Here is a 21,766-nt window from a genome sequence, read left to right on the forward strand (position 1 = left end):
GTCGTGCCGCCACCGCTCAGGCGGCAGAACAGCGAGGGAAGTGCGCGTGGTGTCCAAGCAGGTCAAGCAGCTGGATCGGGTGATCATCCGCTTCGCCGGGGACTCCGGTGACGGCATGCAGCTCACCGGCGACCGGTTCACCCAGGAGTCGGCCGCGTTCGGCAACGACCTGTCGACGCTGCCCAACTTCCCCGCCGAGATCCGCGCCCCCCAGGGCACGCTGCCGGGCGTCTCGTCGTTCCAGGTCCACTTCGCCGACCACGACATCCTGACCCCGGGCGACGCACCCGACGTGCTGGTCGCGATGAACCCGGCGGCGTTGCGGGCCAACCTCGCCGACCTGCCCAAGGGCGCCACGATCATCGTCGACACCCACGACTTCACCACGCGCAACCTCACCAAGGCCGGCTACACCGCCAACCCGCTCGAGGACGACTCGCTGGCGGAGTACGCCCTGCACCCCGTCGACCTCACCGGGCTCACGGTCGCGGCGGTCAAGGAGTTCGGCCTGTCCCGCAAGGACGCCGCCCGCGCGAAGAACATGTTCGCGCTCGGGCTGCTCTCGTGGATGTACGGCCGCCCGGTCGACTCGACCATCAGCTTCCTCGAGCGCCGGTTCGCCAAGGTGGCCGACATCCGCGACGCCAACATCACGGCGTTCAAGATGGGCTGGAACTTCGGCGAGACCACCGAGGCGTTCGCGGTCTCCTACGAGATCAAGCCAGCCCCCATGGCCGCGGGCACCTATCGCAACATCACCGGCAACCTCGCGCTCGCCTACGGCCTGGTGGCCAGCGGGGTCCGCTCGGGCCTGCCGGTCTTCCTCGGGTCCTACCCCATCACGCCGGCCTCCGACATCCTCCACGAGCTGAGCAAGCACAAGGCGTTCGGAGTGACGACCTTCCAGGCCGAGGACGAGATCGCCGGCATTGGTGCGGCGATCGGTGCCTCCTTCGCCGGCAGCCTCGGCGTGACGACCACCTCGGGCCCCGGCATCGCGCTGAAGTCGGAGGCGATCGGCCTGGCCGTGATGACCGAGCTGCCCCTGCTCGTCGTCGACGTCCAGCGCGGCGGCCCGTCCACCGGCCTGCCCACCAAGACCGAGCAGGCCGACCTGCTGCAGGCGATGTTCGGACGCAACGGCGAGGCTCCGGTGCCGATCGTCGCTCCCCAGTCCCCCGGCGACTGCTTCGACGCCGCGCTCGAGGCCGCCCGCATCGCGGTCACCTACCGCACCCCCGTGATGCTGCTCTCCGACGGCTACCTCGCCAACGGCTCCGAGCCCTGGCGGATCCCGGAGATCGACGACCTGCCCAGCATCGACCCCGACTTCGCCACGGCGGGCAACCACCCGCTGGAGGACGGTGAGTCCGACTTCTGGCCCTACCTGCGCGACGAGGAGACGCTGGCCCGGCCCTGGGCCGTGCCGGGCACCCCCGGCCTCGAGCACCGCATCGGTGGCCTGGAGAAGGGCGACGGGCACGGCAACATCTCCTACGACCCGGCCAACCACGACTTCATGGTCCGCACCCGCCAGGCCAAGGTGGACCGGATCGCCGAGACGATCCCGCCGATGGAGGTCGACGACCCGTCCGGCCAGGCCAGGGTGCTCGTGCTCGGCTGGGGCTCGACGTACGGCCCCATCGGCGCGGGCGTGCGCCGCGTGCGCAAGGCCGGCTACAACGTCGCCCAGGCGCACCTGCGCCACCTGAACCCCTTCCCGAAGGACCTCGGCGAGGTGCTGAAGCGCTACGACAAGGTCCTCGTCCCCGAGATGAACCTCGGCCAGCTCTCGATGCTGCTGCGCGCGAGGTACCTCGTGGACGCCATCGGCTACAACCACGTCCGCGGCCTTCCCCTCAAGGCGGCCGAGCTCGCCGAGGCGATCGGCGAGCTGGTCTCCCAGGCCGAGGGCGTGGACGTCAACCTGACCGCGCAGGAGGCAGGCAAGTGACCAGCACCGAACTCCCCTTCCCGGGGCTCCGCTCGGGCGTCGAGCTCGTCCCCACCAGCGACCAGCCCCAGACCGGCAAGGAGTACACCTCCGACCAGGAGGTCCGCTGGTGCCCCGGCTGCGGCGACTACGCCGTCCTCAAGGCCGTCCAGGGCTTCCTGCCCGACCTCGGCCTGCGCCGCGAGAACATCGTGTTCGTCTCCGGCATCGGCTGCTCGAGCCGCTTCCCCTACTACCTCGACACCTACGGCATGCACTCGATCCACGGCCGCGCGCCGTCGATCGCGACCGGCATCGCCACGGCCCGCGAGGACCTCTCGGTCTGGGTCGTCACCGGTGACGGCGACGCGCTCTCGATCGGGGGCAACCACCTGATCCACGCGCTGCGCCGCAACGTCAACATGACGATCCTGCTGTTCAACAACCGCATCTACGGCCTGACCAAGGGGCAGTACTCCCCCACCTCCGAGGCCGGCAAGATCACCAAGTCCACACCGATGGGGTCGCTCGACCACCCGTTCAACCCGGTATCGCTGGCCCTGGGCGCCGAGGGCACGTTCGTGGCCCGCACCATCGACTCCGACCGCAAGCACCTCACCTCGGTGCTCTCCGCGGCGGCCGCCCACCGCGGCACGTCGTTCGTCGAGATCTACCAGAACTGCCCGATCTTCAACGACGGCGCCTTCGACGCGATCAAGAACAACGACACGAAGGCCGACGCGATCATCCCGCTCGTGCACGGCGAGCCGATCCGGTTCGGCGCGGGCGGCGACAAGGGCCTGATCCGGGACTCCCGCACCGGCGGCGTGAAGGTCGTCGAGGTGGCCGACCTGGGAGACGCGGCCGAGGACCGGCTGCTGGTGCACGACGCCCACAGCCCCGACCCCTCGACCGCGTTCGCGATCTCGCGGCTGACCGACGCCGGCTACCTCAACCAGTCGCCGATCGGCATCTTCCGCCAGGTCGAGCGCCCGGCGTACGACGACCAGGCCCGCGCCCAGATCAGCTCGGCGCGCGACGCCGCGCCCGGAGCCCCCGAGGAGCGTCTCGCGGGCCTGATCGGCGGCGGCGACACCTGGACCGTCGTCTGACCCACCGGCTCAGGACGACGAAGGGCCCCACCGTGTCGTCCACGGTGGGCCCTTCGTCGTCCGGCTGTCGGTGCCCGATCAGATCGAGTAGGTGTACCAGACGTCGCTGTAGGAACGGGAGTACTGACCGGTCTTCGGGGTCATCGCCCGGAAGTACCAGCGGCCGTTGCGGGGCGCGCCCACGGCGTGCTTCCAGTAGCCCAGGTTGTCGGTGCGGTCCTTGGCGTAGAACTTCCAGCTGCCGTTCTTGCCGACCCGGCGCTGGATCTTGACGATCTTGTCGGCGTACTTCGGCTCGCCCTTCACCTTGCCCTTGAAGACCAGCTTGCGCGTGCCCTTCTGGACGATCTTCGACGTGATCTCGCGCTTCGGCAACGCCTGGCGCTCCGTGGCCGACGGCGCGGTCGCGGCGTGGGCCGCCTTCCCGCTCGTTGCTGCGTCGGCGGACGTCGACACCGCAAGCGGTGCGAGGCCGACCAGGGCGAAGCTGATCAGGCCGGTCGTGATGCGGTTCATCCGCATGGTTCCCCCTCGGGTTCTCAAAGTTCGGGTGTGGTGCTCCCGCTTCCTCCCCACTCCGGTCACATCCGAAACACGGGTCCGCCCACCGATCTCGGGCACCACCTGCGCGGTGTCTATGCTGGCTCGGTGCCGGACTCCCGACGTGGCCTGCTGCTGGGAGTGGCGGCGTACTCCATCTGGGGCGCGTTCCCCCTCTACTGGCCGCTCCTGGAGCCCGCCGGGGCGCTCGAGATCCTCGCCCACAGGATCCTCTGGTCCGGCGTCACCATGGGCGTGCTCGTGGTCGCGCTCGGCCGACGTCGGCATCTCGCGGCGCTGGTGCGGGACCGACGCAAGCTGGCGCTGCTGACCGTGGCCGCCGGGGTGGTGACCGTCAACTGGGCCACCTACATCTGGGGCGTCAACAACGGCCGGGTGGTCGAGACGTCGCTCGGCTACTTCATCAACCCCCTGGTCACGGTGCTGATGGGCGTGCTCATCCTCCGCGAACGGCTGCGGCCGCTGCAGTGGGGAGCGCTGGCCGTGGCCGCGGGTGCCGTCGTGGTCCTCACGCTCGACTACGGCCGGCTGCCGTGGGTCGCCCTGGTGCTCGCGTTCTCGTTCGGCACCTACGGGCTGGCGAAGAAGACCGCCGACGCGGGCGCCGTCGAGAGCCTGGCGCTGGAGACGTCCGTGATCGCCCCGCTGGCCGCGGTGTACGTCGGCTCGCTGGTCGCGGGCGGCGAGTCCGGCTTCGGGACCCACGGTGCCGGGCACGCCCTGCTGTTCATGACCACCGGCATCGTGACCGCGGTCCCGCTGATCTGCTTCGGCGCGGCCGCGACGAGGGTCCCGATGGTGACGCTCGGGCTGCTGCAGTACCTCGCCCCGGTGTTCCAGTTCGCGCTCGGCGTCCTCTGGTTCCACGAGGACATGCCCGCCGGCCGGTGGATCGGCTTCGCGCTGGTGTGGGTGGCGCTGGTCGTCTTCACCGTCGAGGCGGTGACCCACCGACGCCGTCAGCTGCGGCTGACCGTCGAGGCCAGCGCGATCTGACCCGTCGGGCGCAGCCCGGATCAGGCGGAGCGGACCGCGACGATGTCGGCGAATGCCTCCAGCGCGTCGCGCACCGGTCCCTCGGGCAGGGCACGGAGCAGCGCCTTGGCCTCCTGGGCACGGGCGACGACGTAGGCGCGCGCCTCGTCCATCGCCGGGTGCTTGCGCAGCAGGTCGAGGGTCTCGGCGTGCAGGTCGTCGTCGCTCAGGTCGGAGTCGAGCAGCTCGTGGAGCCGGTCGTCGGCCGGGTCCTGCGACGCCCGGGCCATCAGCACCGGCAGGGTCGGCACGCCCTCGCGCAGGTCGGTGCCCGGGGTCTTGCCGGACTCCCCGGACTCCGAGGCGATGTCGAGGATGTCGTCGGAGAGCTGGAAGGCGCTGCCGACGATCTCACCGTACGACGTGAGCGCCTCCTCGACCTCGCGGCCGGCGCCACCGAAGCGGGCGCCGTACCGGGCGGAGGTGGCGATCAGCGAGCCGGTCTTGCCGGCCACCACCTCGAGGTAGTGGGCGAGCGGGTCCTCGTCCGGACCCGGCTTCACGGTCTCGAGGATCTGCCCCTCGACGAGCTGGGTGAACGTCTGGGCCTGGATGCGCACCGCGTCCGCACCCAGCTCGGCGGTCAGCTCCGAGGACTTCGAGAACAGGAAGTCGCCGGTGAGGATCGCGACGTGGTTGCCCCACCGCGAGTGCGCCGTGACCGCGCCGCGGCGCAGGTCGGCCTCGTCCATGACGTCGTCGTGGTAGAGCGAGGCCAGGTGGGTCAGCTCCACGACGCACGCCGCGGTGACCACCTCGTCGGCGTCCGGGTGCTCACCCGCCTCGGCGGCGAGCAGCACCAGCAGCGGCCGGAAGCGCTTGCCGCCGGCCTCCATCAGGTGGCTGGCGGCCTCGGTCACGAAGCCCGCACGGCTGCGGACATGCTCCTGGAGGGCCTCCTCGACCACGGCCATCCGGGCGCGCAGCCTCGTCGCCAGCGCCTCGTCGGTCACGGGCAGCGCGAGTCCGGCCGCGGCAGATCCTGTCGTCACCTGACGAATTGTCCCGCATGGGCCGCGAGCGTGAGAACCGGGCCGGGCACCACGCCCAGGACGAGGGTCGCGAGGACGCCCACGCCGATGGTGCCGGAGGTCAGCAGCGAGGGCTTCACGACCGCCGCGACCTCGCCGGTGCCGGCGTCGCCGCCCTCGACGAAGAACATCAGCACGATGACCCGGACGTAGAAGAAGACCGCCACGATGCTGCACAGCACCGCCGCGATGACGACCGGCCAGGCGCCGGCCGCCAGCGCGACCGTGAAGACCGCCCACTTGCCGATGAAGCCGGCGGTCAGCGGGATGCCGGCCATGGAGAGCAGGAAGAACGCGAACAGCCCTCCGGTGAGGGGCGAGCGTCGCCCGATGCCGGCCCAGCGGGAGAACTGGGTGGCCTCGCCGCCCGAGTCCCGCACCAGGGTGACCACCGCGAACGCACCGATCATCGCGAAGCCGTACGTCGCGAGGTAGAACAGGACCGCCTGCATGGAGGTCACCTGGCCGTCGGAGAGCTCCGAGGCGCTCTGGACACCGAGGACCCCGGTGAGCAGGAAGCCCGTGTGCGCCACCGAGGAGTAGGCGAGCATCCGCTTCACGTCGGTCTGGACGACCGCGAGCACGGCGCCGACGAGCATGGTGAGGACCGCGATGATCCAGAGCATCGGCTGCCAGGTCCAGCGGTCCGAGCCGAAGGCGACGTACAGCAGGCGCAGCATCGCGCCGAACGCCGCGACCTTGGTGCAGGCCGCCATGAAGGCGGTGACCGCGGTCGGGGCACCCTGGTAGACGTCGGGGGTCCAGGCCTGGAAGGGGGCCGCACCCACCTTGAACAGCAGCCCGACGGCGAGCATGCCGAGCCCGATCAGCAGCAGGACCTGGTTGTCGGTGTCGTTGCGCACCGCCTCGTTGATCTCCGAGAGCTGCATCGAGCCGGCGAAGCCGTAGACGAGCGCGACGCCGTACAGGAAGAAGCCGGAGGAGAACGCGCCGAGCAGGAAGTACTTCATCGCCGCCTCCTGGCTCAGCAGCCGGCGCCGGCGCGCCAGGCCGCAGAGCAGGTAGAGCGGCAGTGAGAGCACCTCGAGCGCCACGAACATCGTCAGCAGGTCGTTGGCAGCCGGGAAGAGCATCATGCCGCCGACCGCGAACAGCAGCAGCGGGTAGACCTCGGTGTGGTCCAGACCCTGGGACGACGCCCGGCGCTCCGCCTCGGAGCCGGGCAGCGCCGCGGCCTGGCCGGCGAAGGCGGACAGCCCTCCCTCGAGGCGGCGCTCGGCGAACAGCAGCACGCCGCCGACGGCGAAGACCAGGATGAGGCCCCAGAAGAAGACGGTCGGCCCGTCGACCACGATCGTGCCCTCGGCGGCGATCAGGCCACGGGCGATCCCGCCGCCTCGGGAGGTGAGGTCGGCGGCCACGAGGCAGGTGCCGACCAGCGCGGCCACCAGGCCGACCAGCGTCAGCACCGTCTGGACGACGTACCGCCGCTCGCGGGGCAGGAACGCCTCGACCACGACACCGAGGCACGCGGCGCCGAAGACGACGAGCATCGGCCAGAGCTGGGCGTACTCGATGTGCGGCTTGTCGAACGCGACTGCCGGGTCGGACGCGGCGCCCGCGAGGGCACTGATCACGGAGACGTTCACTGCTGGCCTTCCTCAGCCTGGTCGTCACCCGCAGCGGGGACGACAGGTGCTTGGTCACTCACCCCGACGTGCTCGAGCAGGGCGTCGACCGTGGGGTTGCTGACGTCGAGCAGGGGCATCGGGTAGAAGCCGAACAGCACCAGCGCGAGCACCAGGGGCGCGACCGAGCCGATCTCGCGCCGGTTCAGGTCGGGGGTGTCCTCGATGCCGGGGACGCCCGGGCCGGTCATGGTGCGCTGGTACATCCACAGCACGTAGATCGCGGCGAGCACGATGCCGGTGACCGCCACCGCACCGACCCACCAGTGGTAGTCGAACGCCGAGATCAGCACGAGGATCTCGGAGACGAACTGGCTCAGGCCGGGCAGGCCGAGGGTCGCGAGACCGGCGACCAGGAACAGTCCGGCGAGGACGGGCGCCGACTTCTCCACACCGGTCATCCGGCTGATCAGCGAGGTGCCGCGGCGGCGGATCAGGTAGCCCGCGAGCAGGAACAGCGCGGCCGTGCCGATGCCGTGGTTGACCATGTAGAGGATCGACCCGGACGCGCCCTGCGAGCTGAACGCGAAGATGCCCAGGGTGATGAAGCCGAAGTGGCTCAGCGACGTCAGGCCGATCAGGCGCAGGATGTCGTCCTGCCCGATCGCGATCAGCGCGCCGTAGACGATCGAGATCAGCGCCAGCGTGACCACCACGGGAGTCGCCCACTGCGAGGCGTCCGGGAACAGCCCCAGGCAGAAGCGCAGCATCCCGAAAGTGCCGATCTTGTCCAGCACGCAGACCAGCAGCACGCTGGTGCCGGGCGTGGCCCGCTCGGTCGTGTCGGCCAGCCAGGTGTGCAGGGGGAACAGCGGGGCCTTGACGGCGAAGGCGATGAAGAACCCGGCGAACAGCCAGCGCTCGGCGCTGGTGCCCATGTCGAGGTCGGCCAGTTCGGAGAGGAGGTACGACGGCGCGCCGGCCTGCGCCGAGACGACGTACAGCCCGATGACCGAGGCGAGCATCACCAGACCGCCGCCGAGCTGGTACATCAGGAACTTCAGGGCGGCGACGGCCCGGCCCTCGCGGCCGAAGCCGCCGATGAGGAAGTACGCCGGGATCAGCGTCGCCTCGAAGAAGACGTAGAAGAGGAAGACGTCGGTCGCCGCGAAGACCAGGAGCGAGAACGACTCCAGGGCCAGGGCCCAGGCGAAGAACGCGGCCGGGTTGCGGTCGTCTGCTTCGTGCCACGACCCGACGACCACGATCGGCACGAGCACGACGGTGAGCAGGATCAGCAGCAGGCCGAGGCCGTCGACGCCGAGCGCGTAGTGGACGCCCAGGGCGCTGATCCACTCGTGGTCCTCGGTGAGCTGCATGCCGCCGCCGGTGTCGTACTGCGCGGCGATCGCCACGCCGACGGCGAGGGTGAGCACCGAGACGGCCAGGGCGAGCTGCTTGGGCAGCGCGGAGCCCGGTGCCCTCGGCGCGAACGCCACGACCAGGGCACCGACCAGCGGCACCAGGACCAGGATCGTGAGCCAGGGGAGCTGGTTCATGCGAGGTTCACCGCCAGGAGGGCCAGGACGACGAGCAGGACGCCGCCGAGCAGGGACAGGGCGTAGGAGCGGACGAAACCGTTCTGGACCTTGCGGGCCTGACCGGCGACGACCCCGACGGCCACCGGTCCGCCGGTGAGGGTGCCGTCGACGGCGTACCGGTCGAAGGCCAGCAGGCCGCTGACGGTGTGCCGGCCGGGGTTGACCACCAGTGCATCGTTGATCTGGTTGCCGTACAGCTCCTCACGGGCCGCCCGGGTGACGAACGAGACGTCCTGGGGAGCCGTGCGGGGCACGTCGCGCTTGCCGACCAGGAACCAGGCCAGCGCGACGCCGACGGCCACGACGAGCACCGCGAGCGTGGTGACCGCCAGGGCGGGCAGCGGCGGGTCCTCGTGGACGGGGGTCCCGACCACCGGCGCGAGGAAGTCCACGATCCAGTCGCCGATGAGCATCACGCCACCGAGCACGGAGAGGGCGGCGAGCACCACCAGCGGGCCGGTCATCACCGCGGGCGACTCGTGGGGGTGCACCCCCTTCTCCCAGCGCTTGTCGGTGAAGAAGGTGAGCAGCATCAGCCGGGTCATGTAGAAGCCGGTGACGCCCGCACCGAGCAGGGCGCACAGCCCGACGACCCAGTTGTCGGCCAGCGCGGTCTCGATGATCTTGTCCTTGGACCAGAAACCCGAGAAGCCCGGGAACCCGATGATGGCCAGGTAGCCCATCGTGAACGTCAGGAACGTGACCGGCATGGCCTTGCGCAGCGCGCCGTAGTGCCGCATGTCGACGTCGTCCTCCATGCCGTGCATCACCGAGCCGGCGCCGAGGAACATGTTGGCCTTGAAGAAGCCGTGCGTGAGCAGGTGGAAGATCGCGAACGCGTAGCCGGCGACACCGAGGCCGGCGCCCAGCATCATGTAGCCGATCTGGCTCATCGTCGAGCCGGCCAGCACCTTCTTGATGTCGTCCTTGGCGCACCCGATGACCGCACCCCACAGGAGCGTGACCACGGCGACGATGACCACGACCGTCTGTGCGTTCGGCGCGCGATCGAAGACGAAGTTCGAGCGGACGATGAGGTAGACGCCCGCGGTCACCATGGTCGCGGCGTGGATGAGCGCGGACACCGGGGTCGGGCCCTCCATCGCGTCGAGGAGCCAGGCCTGCAACGGCACCTGGGCGGACTTGCCGCACGCACCGAGCAGCAGGAGCAGCCCCAGCGCGGTCAGGGTGTTCTCCGACGCCTCCCCCGCGTGCGCGCTGATCACGGTGAAGCTGGTGGAGCCGAAGGTGACGAAGAACAGCATGATCGCCAGCGACATCCCGATGTCGCCGACGCGGTTGATCACGAAGGCCTTCTTGGCAGCGGCGGCCGCCGACGGCTTGTGCTGCCAGAAGCCGATCAGGAGGTAGGAGGCGAGGCCAACGCCCTCCCAGCCGAGGAACAGGCCGAGGTAGTTCTCGGAGAGCACCAGCATCAACATCGCGGCGATGAAGAGGTTCAGGTAGCCGAAGAACCGGCGACGCCGCGGGTCGTGCTCCATGTAGCCGATCGAGTAGATGTGGATCAGCGACCCCACCCCGGTGATCAGGAGCAGGAACAGCGACGACAGCGGGTCGTAGAGCAGGTCCATGCCCACGTCGAGGTGACCGACCTGCATCCAGTCGTAGACGTGCTGGGCGACCTGGCGGTCGTTCTCCTCGCGGCCGAGAAGCTCGACGAACATCAGCAGGCTGATCACGAACGAGCCGATCGGCAGCGCGGTGCCGAGCAGGTGCCCCCACCGGTCCGTGGCCCGGCCGCCGAGCAGCAGGACCGCCGCACCGGCCAGGGGCAGGGCGATCACCAGCCAGAGCAGGTCGAAGACGCCGCTGGTGGCCGTGGGGTCCACCACCGGGATGTGGACAGCCTCGTGCAGCGCGAGGATCTGGGCAGTCACCTGCACTCCTTAGTACTTCAGCAGGCTCGCGTCGTCGACCGAGGCCGAGCGACGGGTCCGGAAGATGGTCATGATGATCGCGAGCCCGACGACGACCTCGGCCGCCGCGACGACCATCACGAAGAACGCCGCGATCTGTCCGTCGAGGTTGCCGTGCTGGCGCGCGAAGGCGACCAGGGCGAGGTTCGAGGCGTTGAGCATCAGCTCGACGCACATGAAGACCACGATGGCGTTGCGCCGGGTGAGCACGCCCACGCAGCCGATCGTGAACAGGATCGACGACAAGACGATGTAGGGCGTGACGCTCACAGCGTGTCCTCCTCGGCGGGGGCGGGGCTGGTGCGCCCGGCGTGCGGGGCGTCGCCGAGCTGGCGCTGGACCTCCGCGATGTCGTCGGCGAGCGCGGGGGCCGAGCGGACCGTGCCGCGGGCCGCGAGCACCCGGCTGATCGAGGCCTCGGCGGCGGTGCCGTCGGGCAGGAGCGCCGGGGTGTCCACCGCGTTGTGCCGGGCGAAGACACCCGGGGGCGGCAGCGGGCCGGGGTGGGTGCCCTTGTCGGCGTAGTCGCGCATCCGCTGGGCCGCCAGCGAGGCCTGGCTGGGCTTCGGAGTCAGCCGCTCGCGGTGCGCGAGCACCATGGCGCCGACGGCTGCCGTGATCAGCAGGGCGCTGGTGACCTCGAAGGCGAAGACGTAGCGGGAGAACAGGATCTGTGCGAGCGCCTGGATGTTGCCCTCGCCGTTGGCGTCGCCGAGACCCGCCCCGGTGCCCAGCGAGATCTGACCGAGCCCGAGCACGAGCGTCAGTCCGAGGAGCAGGCCGCCGATGATCGCCAGCACCCGCTGGCCCTTGATCGTCTCGACGACGGAGTCGGACGCGTCGACGCCGACCAGCATCAGCACGAACAGGAACAGCATCAGGATCGCGCCGGTGTAGACGATGATCTGCACCGCGAACAGGAACGGCGCGTCCAGCACGGCGTACAGCACCGCGAGGCTCATCATCACCACCGCGAGCAGCAGCGCGGCGTGCACGGCCTTGCGGACGAACAGGATGCCGAGGGCCGCGACCACCATGATCGGCGCGAGGATCCAGAAGGCGGTCACTTCGCGGCCTCCTGCGTCTCGGCGGGTGCGCCCGCGCCGGGGGCGGGCGCCGAGTAGGTCCCGCGGTAGTAGTCGCCCTCGTCGTCACCGAGCCGCATCGGGTGAGGAGGCTGCTCCATGCCCGGCAGCAGCGGCGCGAGCAGGTCGGACTTCTCGTAGATGAGGTCGGCGCGGTTGTCGTCGGCGAGCTCGTACTCGTTGGTCATCGTGAGCGCGCGCGTCGGGCAGGCCTCGATGCAGAGGCCGCACAGGATGCAGCGCAGGTAGTTGATCTGGTAGACGCGGCCGTAGCGCTCGCCGGGGCTGAAGCGCTCCTCCTCGGTGTTCGAGGCGCCCTCGACGTAGATCGCGTCCGCCGGGCAGGCCCAGGCGCACAGCTCGCAGCCGATGCACTTCTCCAGGCCGTCGGGCCAGCGGTTGAGCTGGTGGCGGCCGTGGAAGCGGGGCGCGGTGGGCATCTTCTCGAACGGGTACTGCTCGGTGACGACCTTCTTGAACATGGTCCGGAAGGTGACGCCGAAACCCGCCACCGGGTCCCAGAACTGTTCCTTGAGCGACTTGGACTCAGCCATCAGGCTTCCTTCCCCGCGACGGTGGAGCTATGGGCGTCGAACGTGAGCGGAGCGGCGGCGCCTCGCACCGCGCCCCCGGCGGGCATCGGCGGGACCGGGAAGCCGCCGGCGTGGGCGTCGGCCGGCTGCTCGGCGGGCTCGGGCTCCTCCTCGGACTCGCCCATGAAGAAGAGCGCCAGGAAGAGGACCGCCAGCACGCCGATCCCGATCAGGAGGTACTGGCGGTCCAGCCCACCCTCCAGCGAGATGGAGCGGATGGTGGCCACGGCCACGATCCACACCAGCGAGATGGGGATCAGCCGCTTCCAGCCGAACGCCATGAACTGGTCGTAGCGCAGCCGTGGCAGCGACCCGCGCAGCCAGATGAAGACGAAGATGAAGAAGAGCACCTTGCCGAAGAACCACAGCAGCGGCCAGTAGCCCTCGTTGAACATCCCGTCGTTGATCTTCTCGATCCCCCACGGCGCGTGCCAGCCGCCGAGGAACAACGTGGTCGCGAGCGCGGAGACCGTCGCCATGTTGATGTACTCGGCGAGGAAGAACAGGGCGAACTTCAGCGAGGAGTACTCGGTGTGGAAGCCGCCGACCAGCTCGCCCTCGGCCTCCGGCAGGTCGAACGGCGCGCGGTTGGTCTCGCCCACCATCGAGATCGTGTAGATCACGAAGGACGGCACCAGGATCAGCCCGAACCAGAACTTGTCCTGCTCGGCCACGATCTGCGAGGTCGACATCGAGCCGGCGTACAGGAACACCGCGACCAGCGCGAGGCCCATCGCGACCTCGTAGGAGATCATCTGCGCGCTCGAGCGCAGGCCGCCGAGCAGGGAGTACGTCGACCCGCTCGACCAGCCGCCCAGCACGATGCCGTAGATGCCGATCGAGGCGATCGCCATCACGAAGAGGACCGCGACCGGCATGTCGGTCAGCTGCAGCGCGGTGTAGGTGTCGGTGAACGGGATCCTCACCACCGGCCCGAACGGGATCACGCTGAACGTCACGAACGCGGGGATCACCGCCAGCACGGGGGCGATCAGGAAGACCGCCCTGTCCGCCGCCTTGGGGATGATGTCCTCCTTCAACGCCAGCTTCACGCCGTCGGCGAGCGACTGGAGCAGACCGAAGGGTCCGTGCACGTTGGGGCCGATCCGGTGCTGCATGCGCGCGACGACGCGGCGCTCCCACCAGATGTTGAAGAGCGTCAGCAGGACCAGCACCAGGAAGATCAGCACGGTCTTGAGCAGGATGACCCACCACGGGTCGTGGCCGAACGCCGAGAGGTCGTCGGCCGCGAGGACGGTGATCGAGCCTGTCGAGATCACTGCGCTGCTCCCTTCAGGGTGACCGTGCTGCCGGGCGAGGCCAGGTCGGCCAGGACGCCGTTGCCCACCGAGCAGGCGGGCACCCACACGACGCCGTCGACCATGCCCTCGGTGGGCTCGACCGGCAGCGACAGGGTGCCGCGGTCGCCGACGAGCACGCCGCCGTCGCGGACCGACTCGTGGAGGGTGGCGTACGTCGCGGGGCTGACGCGGGCGACCGGCCGTCGGGCCGTGGCCCGCAACGCCGGGTCGCCGTCCTGCATCGAGCCGTTGTCGATCATCTGCTTCCAGGTGGCGAGCCGGAGCCCGCCGTCGGTGGTGGCAGCCGGGACGGAGGCCGCCTCGACCGTCGCCGCACGCTCGCCGTCCCAGGGGCCGAGCTCCTCCATCTGGGCGCGCGCCTCGGCGACCGTCCGGAACCCGAGCGGGCTCCCCTGACCGAGCTGGGCCAGCTCCTCGGCGATGCCGGCGAGCACGCGCAGGTCGGGCAGCGAGCGGGGGTCCTCGAAGACCGCGGGGAACGGGCGCGGGCGGCCCTCCCAGGTCACGAACATCCCGGCCTTGTCGGAGACCGGGGCCACCGGGAAGACGACGTCGGCGGCTCGGGTCACGTCGGTCTCGCGCAGCTCCAGGGCGACGACGAACGCCGCCGCCTCGATCGCGGCCCGGGTGGCGGCCGGGTCCGCGGTGTCGTCGGGGTCCACGCCGCCGATGACCAGGCCACCGAGCTCGCCGGCCCGCAGCGCGGCCACGATGGCGTCGGCGTCGCGGCCCACGGTCTCGGGCAGCCCGTCGACGCCCCAGGCCGTCGCGACGTCGACGCGGGCGGTCGCGTCGGCCACCGGGCGGCCACCGGGCAGCAGGTTCGGCAGGCAGCCGGTCTCGACCGCGCCGCGGTCACCGGCACGACGCGGGACCCAGGCGAGCCGGGCGCCGGTGGTGCGGGCAAGCCGGGCCGCTGCCGCGAGCGCGCCGGGCGAGGTGGCGAGGCGCTCGCCGACGAGGATCACGCCGGTCGCGTCGAGGCCGAAGTCGGCGTGCGAGACCAGCTGCTCCAGGGCGGCGGCCTCCTCGCCGGGGGCCGTGGCCACCAGCTGGCCGGCCATCTTGCGCAGCCCGCGGGAGGCGTACGGCGCGATCGAGACCACGCGGGTGCGGTGGTGCTGGGCGGCCTTGCGCAGCCGCAGGAAGATCGCGCCGGCCTCGTCCTCGGGCTCGAGCCCGGCCAGCACGACGGTCGTGGCCGTCTCGAGGTCGGTGTAGGTCACCGCGGCGGTCAGCACCACCTCGGAGGCGAGGAAGTCGGCCTCCTCGGAGGAGAGCGGGCGGGCCCGGAAGTCGACGTCGTTGGTGCCGAGCGAGACCCGGGCGAACTTGCTGTAGGCGTACGCGTCCTCGGCCGTCACCCGACCACCGGTCAGCACCGCGGCAGGGCCGGAGGCACGCAGCCCCCGCGCCGCGACCGCGAAGGCCTCCGGCCAGGAGGCCGGGCGCAGCGAGCCGTCTCCCCCGTCCTCCACGCGGTCGCGGACCTGGGGGTAGGTGAGCCGGTCGGGCATGGCCGCGTAGGTGAACGCGAAGCGGTCCTTGTCGGTGATCCACTCCTCGTTGACCTCCGGGTCGTTGCCCGCGAGCCGACGCATCACCTTGCCGCGCCGGTGGTCGACCCGGATGGCCGAGCCGCAGGCGTCGTGCTCGGCGACCGACGGGGTCGAGACGAGGTCGAAGGGGCGCGAGCGGAAGCGGTACTCGGCGCTGGTCAGCGCACCCACCGGGCAGATCTGGATGGTGTTGCCCGAGAAGTACGACTCGAAGGGCTCGCGCTCGTAGATGCCGACCTGCTGCAGGGCGCCGCGCTCGATCAGCGCGATGAACGGGTCGCCGGCGATCTGCTCGGAGAAGCGGGTGCAGCGGGCGCACAGCACGCAGCGCTCGCGGTCGAGCAGCACCTGTGCGGAGATGTTGATCGGCTTGGGGTAAGTGCGCTTCACGCCGCCGGAGGCGGAGAAGCGGGACTCGCCGCGGCCGTTGGACATGGCCTGGTTCTGCAGGGGGCACTCGCCGCCCTTGTCGCAGACGGGGCAGTCCAGCGGGTGGTTGATCAGCAGGAACTCCATGATCCCCTGCTGCGCCTTGTCGGCGACCGGGCTGGTGGCCTGGGTGTTGACGACCATGCCCTCGGCGACCGTGATGGTGCAGGAGGCCTGCGGCTTGGGGAAGCCGCGGCCGTTGCCGGCGTCGGGGACGTCGACCAGGCACTGGCGGCAGGCGCCCACCGGCGCCAGCAGCGGGTGGTCGCAGAACCGCGGGATCTGGACGCCCACCTGCTCGGCGGCCCGGATCACCAGCGTGTCCTTCGGGACGCTGACCTCGACGCCGTCGATGGTCAGGGTGACGAGGTCCTCGGCGACCGGGGTGTGCGCCCCGGCCTTCTCCGGCGTGGTCGTCATGCTGTCGCTCCCGCGGTCGCGAAGAGGGTGGACGCGGTCGGGTCGAAGGGGCACCCGCCGTGGGTGAGGTGGGCGAGGTACTCGTCCCGGAAGAACTTGATCGAGCTGGTGATCGGGCTGACCGCGCCGTCGGCGAGCGCGCAGAACGAGCGGCCGAGGATGTTGTCGCACTGGTCGAGCAGCAGCTCGAGGTCGGCCTCGCTGCCCTGCCCCTTCTCCAGCGCCGCCAGGGTCTGGACGAGCCACCACGTGCCCTCGCGGCAGGGCGTGCACTTGCCGCAGGACTCGTGTTTGTAGAACTCCGTCCAGCGCAGCACGGCCCGCACCACGCAGGTGGTGTCGTCGAAGATCTGCAGCGCTCGCGTGCCCAGCATGGAACCGGCCGCACCGACGCCCTCGAAGTCGAGCGGGACGTCGAGGTGCTCGGCGGTCAGCATGGGGGTGCTGGACCCTCCGGGCGTCCAGAACTTCAGCTCGTGCCCCGCGCGGATGCCACCGGCGAGCTCGATCAGCTGGCGCAGCGTGATGCCGAGCGGTGCCTCGTACTGCCCGGGGCGGTTGACGTGGCCGGAGAGGGAGAAGATGCCGAAGCCCTTGGACTTCTCGGTCCCCATCGAGGCGAACCACTCGTGGCCGTTGGCGATGATGCTGGGCACGGACGCGATCGACTCGACGTTGTTGATGACCGTCGGGCTGGCGTACAGGCCGGCGACGGCCGGGAACGGCGGGCGCAGGCGGGGCTGGCCGCGCCGACCCTCGAGCGAGTCGAGGAGCGCGGTCTCCTCGCCGCAGATGTAGGCGCCGGCACCGGCGTGGACGACCAGCTCGAGGTCGTAGCCCGAGCCGTGGATGTCCTTGCCGAGGTGGCCGGCCAGGTAGGCCTCCTGGACGGCGCGCTGCAGGCGGCGTACGACGTGCAGGACCTCGCCGCGCACGTAGATGAAGGCCCGGTTGGCGCGGATCGCGTAGGAGCTGATGATGACGCCCTCGACCAGCGTGTGCGGGCTGGCCATCATCAGCGGGACGTCCTTGCAGGTGCCCGGCTCGGACTCGTCGGCGTTGACCACGAGGTACTTCGGGCGGGGGTTGTCCTGCGGGATGAAGCCCCACTTCATGCCGGTCGGGAAGCCGGCGCCGCCGCGGCCGCGCAGGCCCGACTCCTTGACCTCCTCGATCACGGCGTCGGGGGCCATCGCGAAGGCCTTGTCCAGGGCGCGGTAGCCGCCGCGTGCCTCGTAGGCCTCCAGCGTCCAGCTGCGGTCCTCGCCCCAGTTGTCGGTCAGGACCGGGGTCAGTGTGTCGGTCACCGGGCGTCATCCCCCTTCGCAGGGTTGTCCTCGTGCTTCGCGTCCGCGGGCGACTCGTCGAGCCTGGTCTCGGTCTCGGCGCGGGAGGTGTCGGCCTGCTCGGCCGCGCCCTGTCGGCTGCCGAGTGACGCCGCGCTGCCGGCCGCGGCGGCCTCGGGTGCCGTCCAGCCGCGCTCGCGCGCGATGCCCAGGCCGACCAGGGACGCAGGCCCGGCCGAGGGGCCCTCGTCGGCACGGTCGTCGGGGAACCCGGCCAGCACCCGCTCGGCCTCGCGCCAGGTGCAGAGCCGCGCGCCCCGGGTCGAGCTGACCTCCGCACCCGTGCGCAGGTCGTCGACCAGCTGGGTGGCCGACTCGGGGGTCATGTTGTCCATGAACTCCCAGTTGACGGTCATCACCGGCGCGTAGTCGCAGGCCGCGTTGCACTCGATGTGCTCGAGGGTGATCCTGCCGTCAGCGGTGGTCTCGTCGTTGCCGACGTCGAGGTGGTCCTTGAGCCGCTCGAAGATCGCGTCGCCGCCCATCACCGCGCACAGCGTGTTGGTGCAGACGCCGACGTGGTAGTCGCCGACCGGCTTGCGCTTGTACATCGTGTAGAACGTCGCGACGCCGCTGACCTCCGCGGCGGTGATGCCGAGGATCTCCGCGCAGGCCTCGATCCCCTCCGGGGTGATCCGCCCCTCCGTGGACTGCACCAGGTGCAGCATCGGGAGCAGGCCGGAACGCGCCTCGGGGTAGCGGGCGGCGATCTGCCCGAGCTCGGCGAGGGTCGTCTGGTCGATGGTCATCTGTCGACGCCTCCCATGACGGGGTCGATCGAGGCGATCGCGACGATGACGTCGGCGACCATGCCGCCCTCGCTCATCACGCTCGTCGCCTGCAGGTTGGTGAACGACGGGTCGCGGAAGTGCGCACGGAACGGGCGGGTGCCGCCGTCGGAGACGACGTGGGCGCCCAGCTCCCCGCGGGGTGACTCGATCGGCACGTAGGCCTGGCCGGCCGGCACCCGGAAGCCCTCGGTGACCAGCTTGAAGTGATGGATCAGCGCCTCCATCGACTCGCCCATGATGTGGCGGATGTGGTCGAGGCTGTTGCCCATCCCGTCGCTGCCGACGGCGAGCTGGCTGGGCCAGGCGATCTTCTTGTCGCCGACCATGACCGGCGCCCCCTCGAGCTTCGCGAGGCGGTCCGCGGCCTGCTCGACGATCTTCAGCGACTCCCACATCTCGGCGAGACGGATCCGGAAGCGCCCGTAGGAGTCGCAGGTGTCCCAGGTCTGGACCTCGAAGTCGTAGTCCTCGTAGCCGCTGTAGGGCTGGGTCTTGCGCAGGTCCCACGGGTAGCCGGTCGAGCGCAGCACGGGGCCGGTGAGACCGAGCGCCAGGCAACCGGAGAGGTCGAGGTGACCGACGCCCTCGAGGCGTGCCTTGAAGATCGGGTTCGCGTTGCAGAGCGCGGCGTACTCGGGCAGGCGCTTCTTCATCAGGGCGATGAAGTCGCGGATCTCGTCGAGGGCACCGGGCGGCAGGTCCTGCGCCACGCCGCCGGGGCGGATGAACGCGTGGTTCATGCGCAGCCCTGTGATCAGCTCGAACAGGTCGAGGAGCAGCTCGCGCTCGCGGAAGCCGATGGTCATCACCGTGAGCGCGCCGATCTCCATGCCGCCGGTGGCGATGCAGACCAGGTGGGAGGAGATGCGGTTGAGCTCCATGAGCAGGACCCGCATGACCTGGGCCTTCTCGGGGATGTCGTCCTCGATGTCGAGCAGCCGCTCGACCCCGAGCACGTAGGTCATCTCGTTGTAGAACGGGCTGAGGTAGTCCATCCGGGTGCAGAACGTGACGCCCTGCGTCCAGGAGCGGAACTCCATGTTCTTCTCGATGCCGGTGTGCAGGTAGCCGATCCCGCACCGGGCCTCGGTGACCGTCTCGCCCTCGAGCTCGAGGATCAGCCGGAGCACGCCGTGGGTGGACGGGTGCTGCGGACCCATGTTGACGACGACCCGCTCGTCGGTCTCACCTGCGTCGGCGAGGCCCTCGGCGATCGTGTCCCAGTCCTGGCCGGTGACCGTGAAGACACGGCCCTCGGTGGTCTCGCTGGCGCCTGCGTAGATGTCGTGCTGCGTCATCAGTTGTAGGACCTCCGCTGGTCGGGAGGCGGGATGGTGCCGCCCTTGTACTCCACGGGAATGCCTCCCCAACGGCAGAGCGTCCTTGCGCCGCGCAGGGACTGCGAGCGAAGCGAGCAATCAAACAGTCGGCTGCTCATCAGTTGTAGGACCTCCGCTGGTCGGGAGGCGGGATGGTGCCGCCCTTGTACTCCACGGGAATGCCTCCCAGCGGGTAGTCCTTGCGCTGGGGGTGGCCCGGCCAGTCGTCGGGCATGAGGATGCGGGTGAGCGCAGGGTGACCGTCGAAGACGATGCCGAACATGTCGAACGTCTCGCGCTCGTGCCAGTCGTTGGTCGGGTAGACCGCCACGATCGAGGGGATGTGCGGGTGGGCGTCCGACGCCGCGACCTCAAGCCGGATCCGGCGGTTGTGGGTCATCGAGAGCAGGTGGTAGACCGCGTGCAGCTCGCGCCCGGTGTCGTCGGGGTAGTGCACGCCGCTGACCCCCGAGCAGAGCTCGAAGCGCAGCCGCGGGTCGTCACGCAGCGTCCGGGCGACGACCACCAGGTCCTCGCGGCGGACGTGGAAGGTGATCTCGCCGCGGTGGATGACGACCTGCTCGACCGCGCTCTGCAGCCCCTCGGCGCCGAGCCGCTCCTCGAGCGCGTCGGCCACCTCGTCGTGCCAGCCACCGAAGGGGCGCTCGGCCCGGCCGGGGTAGACGATGGGCTGCACCAGGCCGCCGTACCCGCTGGTGTCGCCGGTGCCGTGCACGCCGAACATGCCGTGCCGGGTGCCGACCTGGTGCACCTCGCCGGTGGGGGCGGGCACGTTCTCCGGCGACTGCTCGACGGCCGGCTGCTCGACCTTCTTCTCCTCGCTCACCGCAGGAGGCCCTTCATCTCGGAGGTGGGCAGCGCCTTGAGCGCGTCGTTCTCGAGCTGCTCGACCTCGGCCCGGCGGTTGCTGCCGAGCTTGGCGTGCTGCACCTGGTCGTGGAGCTTGAGGATCGCGTCGATCAGCATCTCCGGGCGCGGCGGGCAGCCGGGGAGGTACATGTCGACGGGGACGACGTGGTCGACGCCCTGGACGATCGCGTAGTTGTTGAACATGCCGCCGCTGCTCGCGCACACACCCATCGCGAGCACCCACTTGGGGTCGGGCATCTGGTCGTAGATCTGGCGCAGGACCGGGGCCATCTTCTGGCTGACCCGGCCGGCCACGATCATCAGGTCCGCCTGGCGCGGGCTGGCCCGGAACACCTCCATGCCGAACCGCGCGAGGTCGTACTTGGGGCCGCCGGTGGTCATCATCTCGATGGCGCAGCAGGCCAGGCCGAAGGTGGCCGGCCAGAAGGACGCCTTGCGCATGTAGCCGGCGACGCCCTCGACGGTCGTCAGCAGGACGCCGCTGGGGAGCTTCTCCTCGATACCCATCAGAGGGTCCCTTCCGTGTGTGCCGGTGCTGAGAGCTGCGAGGCGCTGTGCATGCCAAGGCCGACGAGGGAAGTCGACCTTTGTGCGGAGCGCAGCGGAGCGGTCGACGACCGAGGAGAACGCAGGCAGGTGCAGTGCATCGCAGCTCTCAGTCCCATTCGAGGCCGCCGCGTCGCCACACGTAGGCATAGGCGACGAAGACCGTGGCGATGAACAGGACCATCTCGACGAGGCCGAAGAACTTCATCGAGTCGAAGTAGACCGCCCACGGGTAGAGGAAGATGATCTCGATGTCGAAGACGATGAAGAGCATCGCGGTGATGTAGTACTTCACCGGGAAGCGGCCGCCCCCGACCGGCTGCGGCGTGGGCTCGATGCCGCACTCGTAGGAGTCGAGCTTGGCGCGGTTGTACCGCTTCGGCCCCACGACGGCGCTCATGATCACGGATCCCACCGCGAACAGCGCCGCGAGGAGTGCCAACGCCAGGACCGGCGTGTAGAGCTCCATGCCTCGCGTTCCTCCTTGTCCCGCGCCCGGACCGGCAGGCCTGCGCCGCCGGATTGTGGCTTTGTGAACTGAATCACTAAGTGGCGCGGAACACATACTGCCACTCCTGCACCCCGCCCGCACGAGGGGGTGGGGGGTGTCGGGAACGCCGCCTCGTCGGCGCATTTAGCGCACGGAGGCGTTGGGTATTTGAGGCA

19 protein-coding genes are annotated in these 21,766 nt (G+C 70.2%); 3 read left to right on the forward strand and 16 right to left on the reverse strand.

The features are described 5' to 3' along the window. Positions 1 to 49: 49 nt before the first annotated feature. Both ACFO9I_RS01280 and ACFO9I_RS01285 read left to right on the forward strand, forming a co-directional pair. Positions 50 to 1,954 carry a 2-oxoacid:acceptor oxidoreductase subunit alpha gene (locus tag ACFO9I_RS01280; protein ID WP_379177370.1) on the forward strand — a complete coding sequence of 635 codons (1,905 nt, stop codon included), beginning with the start codon at positions 50 to 52 and terminating at the stop codon, positions 1,952 to 1,954. Then, positions 1,951 to 3,045 (forward strand): 2-oxoacid:ferredoxin oxidoreductase subunit beta, encoded by a 1,095-nt coding sequence (locus ACFO9I_RS01285; protein ID WP_379177020.1) that lies wholly within the window; start codon positions 1,951 to 1,953, stop codon positions 3,043 to 3,045. Before ACFO9I_RS01280 ends, ACFO9I_RS01285 begins: the two co-directional genes overlap by 4 nt. Positions 3,046 to 3,123: 78 nt before the next feature. On the opposite strand, the gene ACFO9I_RS01290 is transcribed toward ACFO9I_RS01285, so the two are convergent. Then, complete coding sequence (locus tag ACFO9I_RS01290; RefSeq protein ID WP_379177022.1) at positions 3,124 to 3,567, reverse strand: hypothetical protein; 444 nt, start codon at positions 3,565 to 3,567, stop codon at positions 3,124 to 3,126. A 126-nt stretch (positions 3,568 to 3,693) separates the two neighbouring features. On the opposite strand from ACFO9I_RS01290, the gene rarD reads away from it, so the two are divergent. Further along, a complete protein-coding gene (rarD, locus tag ACFO9I_RS01295; protein WP_379177024.1) occupies positions 3,694 to 4,602 on the forward strand; it encodes an EamA family transporter RarD in 909 nt (302 codons plus the stop codon). Positions 4,603 to 4,622: 20 nt separating this feature from the next. On the opposite strand, the gene ACFO9I_RS01300 is transcribed toward rarD, so the two are convergent. The 15 genes from ACFO9I_RS01300 to ACFO9I_RS01370 all read right to left on the reverse strand — a co-directional run bounded on the left by ACFO9I_RS01300 (position 4,623) and on the right by ACFO9I_RS01370 (position 21,569). Then, positions 4,623 to 5,555 (reverse strand): polyprenyl synthetase family protein, encoded by a 933-nt coding sequence (locus ACFO9I_RS01300; RefSeq protein ID WP_379177372.1) that lies wholly within the window; start codon positions 5,553 to 5,555, stop codon positions 4,623 to 4,625. A gap of 74 nt (positions 5,556 to 5,629) precedes the next feature. Beyond that, positions 5,630 to 7,186: an NADH-quinone oxidoreductase subunit NuoN gene (gene nuoN, locus ACFO9I_RS01305; protein WP_379177374.1), complete on the reverse strand. Its 1,557-nt coding sequence runs from the start codon at positions 7,184 to 7,186 to the stop codon at positions 5,630 to 5,632. Between the two features lie 92 nt (positions 7,187 to 7,278). Then, positions 7,279 to 8,820, reverse strand: a complete 1,542-nt coding sequence (locus ACFO9I_RS01310) for an NADH-quinone oxidoreductase subunit M (protein WP_379177026.1) — start codon at positions 8,818 to 8,820, stop codon at positions 7,279 to 7,281. Beyond that, positions 8,817 to 10,715, reverse strand: a complete 1,899-nt coding sequence (gene nuoL / locus ACFO9I_RS01315) for an NADH-quinone oxidoreductase subunit L (protein WP_379177376.1) — start codon at positions 10,713 to 10,715, stop codon at positions 8,817 to 8,819. Before nuoL ends, ACFO9I_RS01310 begins: the two co-directional genes overlap by 4 nt. 54 nt (positions 10,716 to 10,769) lie before the next feature. Beyond that, positions 10,770 to 11,069 carry an NADH-quinone oxidoreductase subunit NuoK gene (gene nuoK, locus ACFO9I_RS01320; protein WP_180935411.1) on the reverse strand — a complete coding sequence of 100 codons (300 nt, stop codon included), beginning with the start codon at positions 11,067 to 11,069 and terminating at the stop codon, positions 10,770 to 10,772. Beyond that, positions 11,066 to 11,866, reverse strand: a complete 801-nt coding sequence (locus ACFO9I_RS01325) for an NADH-quinone oxidoreductase subunit J (protein ID WP_379177028.1) — start codon at positions 11,864 to 11,866, stop codon at positions 11,066 to 11,068. The genes nuoK and ACFO9I_RS01325 overlap by 4 nt, the downstream gene beginning before the upstream one ends. After that, positions 11,863 to 12,438, reverse strand: a complete 576-nt coding sequence (gene nuoI, locus ACFO9I_RS01330; RefSeq protein ID WP_379177031.1) for an NADH-quinone oxidoreductase subunit NuoI — start codon at positions 12,436 to 12,438, stop codon at positions 11,863 to 11,865. Before nuoI ends, ACFO9I_RS01325 begins: the two co-directional genes overlap by 4 nt. Continuing rightward, positions 12,438 to 13,754, reverse strand: coding sequence for an NADH-quinone oxidoreductase subunit NuoH (gene nuoH, locus ACFO9I_RS01335; RefSeq protein WP_379177378.1), 1,317 nt, complete (start codon positions 13,752 to 13,754; stop codon positions 12,438 to 12,440). Before nuoH ends, nuoI begins: the two co-directional genes overlap by 1 nt. Beyond that, a complete protein-coding gene (locus ACFO9I_RS01340; protein WP_379177033.1) occupies positions 13,754 to 16,207 on the reverse strand; it encodes an NADH-quinone oxidoreductase subunit G in 2,454 nt (817 codons plus the stop codon). Before ACFO9I_RS01340 ends, nuoH begins: the two co-directional genes overlap by 1 nt. Beyond that, a complete protein-coding gene (gene nuoF, locus ACFO9I_RS01345; RefSeq protein ID WP_379177035.1) occupies positions 16,204 to 17,514 on the reverse strand; it encodes an NADH-quinone oxidoreductase subunit NuoF in 1,311 nt (436 codons plus the stop codon). The genes ACFO9I_RS01340 and nuoF overlap by 4 nt, the downstream gene beginning before the upstream one ends. After that, a complete protein-coding gene (gene nuoE, locus ACFO9I_RS01350) occupies positions 17,511 to 18,302 on the reverse strand; it encodes an NADH-quinone oxidoreductase subunit NuoE (protein ID WP_379177037.1) in 792 nt (263 codons plus the stop codon). Before nuoE ends, nuoF begins: the two co-directional genes overlap by 4 nt. After that, positions 18,299 to 19,642, reverse strand: a complete 1,344-nt coding sequence (locus tag ACFO9I_RS01355; RefSeq protein WP_379177039.1) for an NADH-quinone oxidoreductase subunit D — start codon at positions 19,640 to 19,642, stop codon at positions 18,299 to 18,301. The genes nuoE and ACFO9I_RS01355 overlap by 4 nt, the downstream gene beginning before the upstream one ends. 139 nt (positions 19,643 to 19,781) lie before the next feature. Next, on the reverse strand, positions 19,782 to 20,510 hold the full coding sequence (locus ACFO9I_RS01360) for an NADH-quinone oxidoreductase subunit C (protein WP_379177041.1): 729 nt from the start codon (positions 20,508 to 20,510) through the stop codon (positions 19,782 to 19,784). Beyond that, a complete protein-coding gene (locus ACFO9I_RS01365; RefSeq protein ID WP_379177043.1) occupies positions 20,507 to 21,061 on the reverse strand; it encodes a NuoB/complex I 20 kDa subunit family protein in 555 nt (184 codons plus the stop codon). Before ACFO9I_RS01365 ends, ACFO9I_RS01360 begins: the two co-directional genes overlap by 4 nt. A gap of 148 nt (positions 21,062 to 21,209) precedes the next feature. Then, positions 21,210 to 21,569 (reverse strand): NADH-quinone oxidoreductase subunit A, encoded by a 360-nt coding sequence (locus ACFO9I_RS01370; protein ID WP_180935403.1) that lies wholly within the window; start codon positions 21,567 to 21,569, stop codon positions 21,210 to 21,212. Positions 21,570 to 21,766: the final 197 nt, after the last annotated feature.

Source organism: Nocardioides sp. GCM10023255 (genome assembly GCF_042653125.1).
Lineage (GTDB): Bacteria > Actinomycetota > Actinomycetes > Propionibacteriales > Nocardioidaceae > Nocardioides.

Coding starts and splice junctions, on each gene's coding strand:
- ACFO9I_RS01290 (WP_379177022.1), bottom strand. CDS start 3,567: ATGCGGATGAACCGCATCACGACCGGCCTGATCAGCTTCGCCCTGGTC.
- ACFO9I_RS01300 (WP_379177372.1), bottom strand. CDS start 5,555: ATGGCCGTGGTCGAGGAGGCCCTCCAGGAGCATGTCCGCAGCCGTGCG.
- nuoN (WP_379177374.1), bottom strand. CDS start 7,186: ATGCTCGTCGTCTTCGGCGCCGCGTGCCTCGGTGTCGTGGTCGAGGCG.
- ACFO9I_RS01310 (WP_379177026.1), bottom strand. CDS start 8,820: ATGAACCAGCTCCCCTGGCTCACGATCCTGGTCCTGGTGCCGCTGGTC.
- nuoI (WP_379177031.1), bottom strand. CDS start 12,438: ATGGCTGAGTCCAAGTCGCTCAAGGAACAGTTCTGGGACCCGGTGGCG.
- ACFO9I_RS01340 (WP_379177033.1), bottom strand. CDS start 16,207: ATGACGACCACGCCGGAGAAGGCCGGGGCGCACACCCCGGTCGCCGAG.
- nuoE (WP_379177037.1), bottom strand. CDS start 18,302: ATGACCATCGACCAGACGACCCTCGCCGAGCTCGGGCAGATCGCCGCC.
- ACFO9I_RS01355 (WP_379177039.1), bottom strand. CDS start 19,642: ATGACGCAGCACGACATCTACGCAGGCGCCAGCGAGACCACCGAGGGC.
- ACFO9I_RS01365 (WP_379177043.1), bottom strand. CDS start 21,061: ATGGGTATCGAGGAGAAGCTCCCCAGCGGCGTCCTGCTGACGACCGTC.
- ACFO9I_RS01370 (WP_180935403.1), bottom strand. CDS start 21,569: ATGGAGCTCTACACGCCGGTCCTGGCGTTGGCACTCCTCGCGGCGCTG.